General features: G+C 43.7%; 4 protein-coding genes. 2 read left to right on the top strand and 2 right to left on the bottom strand.

What is annotated here, in order from left to right; all coding sequences use genetic code 11:
* The first annotated feature begins 224 nt into the window (after window positions 1-224).
* Window positions 225-623: a VOC family protein gene (locus tag Q0991_RS19830; RefSeq protein ID WP_299491784.1), complete on the top strand. Its 399-nt coding sequence runs from the start codon at window positions 225-227 to the stop codon at window positions 621-623.
* On the opposite strand, the gene Q0991_RS19835 is transcribed toward Q0991_RS19830, so the two are convergent.
* Both Q0991_RS19835 and Q0991_RS19840 read right to left on the bottom strand, forming a co-directional pair.
* On the bottom strand, window positions 616-1,002 hold the full coding sequence (locus tag Q0991_RS19835; protein WP_299491786.1) for a TfoX/Sxy family protein: 387 nt from the start codon (window positions 1,000-1,002) through the stop codon (window positions 616-618). The two genes, Q0991_RS19830 and Q0991_RS19835, sit on opposite strands and share 8 nt — an antisense overlap.
* 9 nt (window positions 1,003-1,011) lie before the next feature.
* Window positions 1,012-1,356: a YegP family protein gene (locus Q0991_RS19840; protein WP_299491788.1), complete on the bottom strand. Its 345-nt coding sequence runs from the start codon at window positions 1,354-1,356 to the stop codon at window positions 1,012-1,014.
* 169 nt (window positions 1,357-1,525) lie between these two features.
* Here Q0991_RS19840 and Q0991_RS19845 point away from each other — a divergent pair, with 169 nt between their 5' ends.
* Window positions 1,526-1,699 (top strand): hypothetical protein, encoded by a 174-nt coding sequence (locus tag Q0991_RS19845; RefSeq protein ID WP_299491789.1) that lies wholly within the window; start codon window positions 1,526-1,528, stop codon window positions 1,697-1,699.
* Window positions 1,700-2,612: the final 913 nt, after the last annotated feature.

A 2,612-nucleotide genomic window follows, 5' to 3' on the forward strand; every position in this document is an offset into this window, starting at 1 on the left:
TGAACAAGGCAGTCGATCCTTAGGCATACTGAAAATGGTAGAACTCAATGGTCAATGGCACCACCTCTAGTACCCTCAAATATATGTAGGGTAAGAAAACCCGGAAAAATTTACAGGTGGTCTGTGGGAGAAGCTTCAACAGGTGAAAGGGTAAACATCATAAAGCCAGTAAACTTACAGTTGATACCCACTATCTCAATCAACCCTCCATATCAGGATTTCCTATGCCAGGTCCAGCTAAAGCAGGTCTGTTCATCTATGCAAAGGATTTCAATCGTCTTGCTAGATTCTATGAAAGTATTTTGATGCTGTCGTTTATTCACCAGTCAGATGAATTCATCATCTTGCAGTCTCCTGATATTCAACTTAATATTCATGCCATGCCCCAGCACATTGCTGATAGCATCACCATCTCTTCTCCGCCAGTACATAGAGAGCAATCTGCTCTGAAGTTCTTCTTCACAGTTCCAAGCATCTCCGCTGCAAGGAACGTTGCAGCAGAATGGGGAGGTGAAGTATTTACTGAGCAATGGAGTGGTCCAGGCTTTCACGTTTGTAACGCTTGTGACCCAGAGGGCAATATCTTTCAGGTACGTGAGGATATTCCATCCACACTCACTTAGGCAGATCTCCCTTCCCCAATTTCTTCCCCTTGCGGCTTCGCTTGGATTTTGACTTAGACCGTTTCGCAGCAGCATGGGCTGAGTCGACCCAGGCTACAAGCTGTTCTATGTTGTGAACAATCTCTGTGGGTATACGATAGTATGACATCCGAGCAGGAGTTCCCTTACGGTCGTAGGTGAACTGTTCAGATCCTATATCAAGGTAATCCTGTCGGTTTTCCTCATCCACCTTAAAGTAGAGGACATCATCTGCGATTAAACCTATCATTATCCCCTCAATGAAGAGTCCATAGCCTCCAAACATGGAACGGGCCATCACAGGTGCAACTTGATTGAGGCGATCAACAACCTGATCAACAAATGGCGAACGGTTGGACATAATTCATGTTCATTGTTCTGCTGTGGATAAATCTTCGACAACTGCACCTGGTGCATTGGTTTTTACAGACGAGATGCCGTTTTCCATCGCAGAATTCGAAGAATACATCTCACTTTTACCAATAATCTGCCCATTGGTAGCTTTCAGGACAAAATAGGGTTCTTCTTTTTTAGATTTCCGCCGATCATAAAGGTTGTCATGAGGAGCATTTTTTTGGACTGAGGTAATGCCATTCAGGGCTGCTGCTTTGGTGGTGTACATCTCGCTAGAGAGAATCACCTGGCCGTTGCCTGCTTTCAGGTTGAAATGGAATTGGCCGTTGGACGCCTGCTTCAGCTCAAACTTTTTTTCCATAACCTATATCCTGGCTCTATCTTAATTTATATCAACTGGAGTACGTCACTGACGTTAAGCTAATCCACGAAATCGGAAATATCCTCGTATGGATGAGCAATCCTCACTCTTCACTGACCTAGAACTCTGAGAAATCCGATTCTCTAGTTCCAGCTCACCCATTCTACAGATGACTGAAATAGCTCTCCTAGACTGGAAATATCGGATCTCCAGATACCAAACCCAAATCAATGCATCCGCCCCAGCCCAACAAAGATCACTTTTTGAGTTAGCCCAACCCTCGGCAGATCTAGCCAGTATCGATCCCTTTAGCTTAATGCAGCAAAACACAGAGAAGGCATAGCAACTCTCTACTTCGTCATCGATCAAGAATTGTCATTGCTGTTATATGTGGGTAAGACCTCCCAATCGAACCAGCGATGGAAGGGCGTTCATGATTGCAAGGACTATCTGCAAAATTACGTGGCAGCACACCGATTGGAATTCAAGTACTTTAGAAAGGATGGGCTAAGTTAGATCTTCTAGTGGAGGACTGGCAGTTAGCGACCCAGGAGACTTAACGTGAAAAGTCAACGCTATCGATGAGGTTGAAGCCGGAATCTTGAAATTCATAGGGAAATGATCCAATGAATCCAGAGTACGCAGTGAACTCGCATATTTTTTGTGAAGATGCAGAACGGATTATCCTTGCCTTGATAGACTTTGACATCCCAGTGGGCGTTTCTGCATTTCACGCAAAGGTAGGTCTCAGTAAGTCACGGATAGCGTCTCTAATTGCGCCTAGGATGATTGAAAACAATGTCGTTTTTAATGGCTATAAGCTATGTAGGACAAAGAAAAGGATGGGTAAATCCTATGTATATTGGGTTGAGAAGGCATCCTGATAAGTATTTTTTACCCATCCTTCTTTAATTAATCAGAGAGCGGATGAATCGTCTTAAAATGATACAACTACTATTCCTTTGTTTACGCTGGCGAACCTTGCCTGAAAAACTAGTTAGCGAAGTTCATGGAAACGATCTGCGCTCGTCCTAGTGAAAGTGATCATAGGGGTTGGGGTTAGCGATCACAACTTAATACCTAACTCTAGAAGTCACACCTAGAAAAGTGGAGCTAGAAGATTAAGCTGCTAAATGCTCTCCAAAATCTGACACTTTAATGTCAGATAGACTATACAGAAAGACCCCATTGCCAACATTGACAGCTTGTCCAGATAGAATATCGACGCTTCCCGACAGAACATCAATGATACGTTG

The organism is Acaryochloris sp. IP29b_bin.137 (assembly GCF_028285745.1).
GTDB lineage: Bacteria > Cyanobacteriota > Cyanobacteriia > Thermosynechococcales > Thermosynechococcaceae > Acaryochloris.

Excerpts from the sequence above, each read along its gene's own strand:
- Q0991_RS19845 (WP_299491789.1), top strand. The coding sequence starts at position 1,526 with ATGACTGAAATAGCTCTCCTAGACTGGAAATATCGGATCTCCAGATAC.
- Q0991_RS19830 (WP_299491784.1), top strand. The coding sequence starts at position 225 with ATGCCAGGTCCAGCTAAAGCAGGTCTGTTCATCTATGCAAAGGATTTC.
- Q0991_RS19835 (WP_299491786.1), bottom strand. The coding sequence starts at position 1,002 with ATGTCCAACCGTTCGCCATTTGTTGATCAGGTTGTTGATCGCCTCAAT.
- Q0991_RS19840 (WP_299491788.1), bottom strand. The coding sequence starts at position 1,356 with ATGGAAAAAAAGTTTGAGCTGAAGCAGGCGTCCAACGGCCAATTCCAT.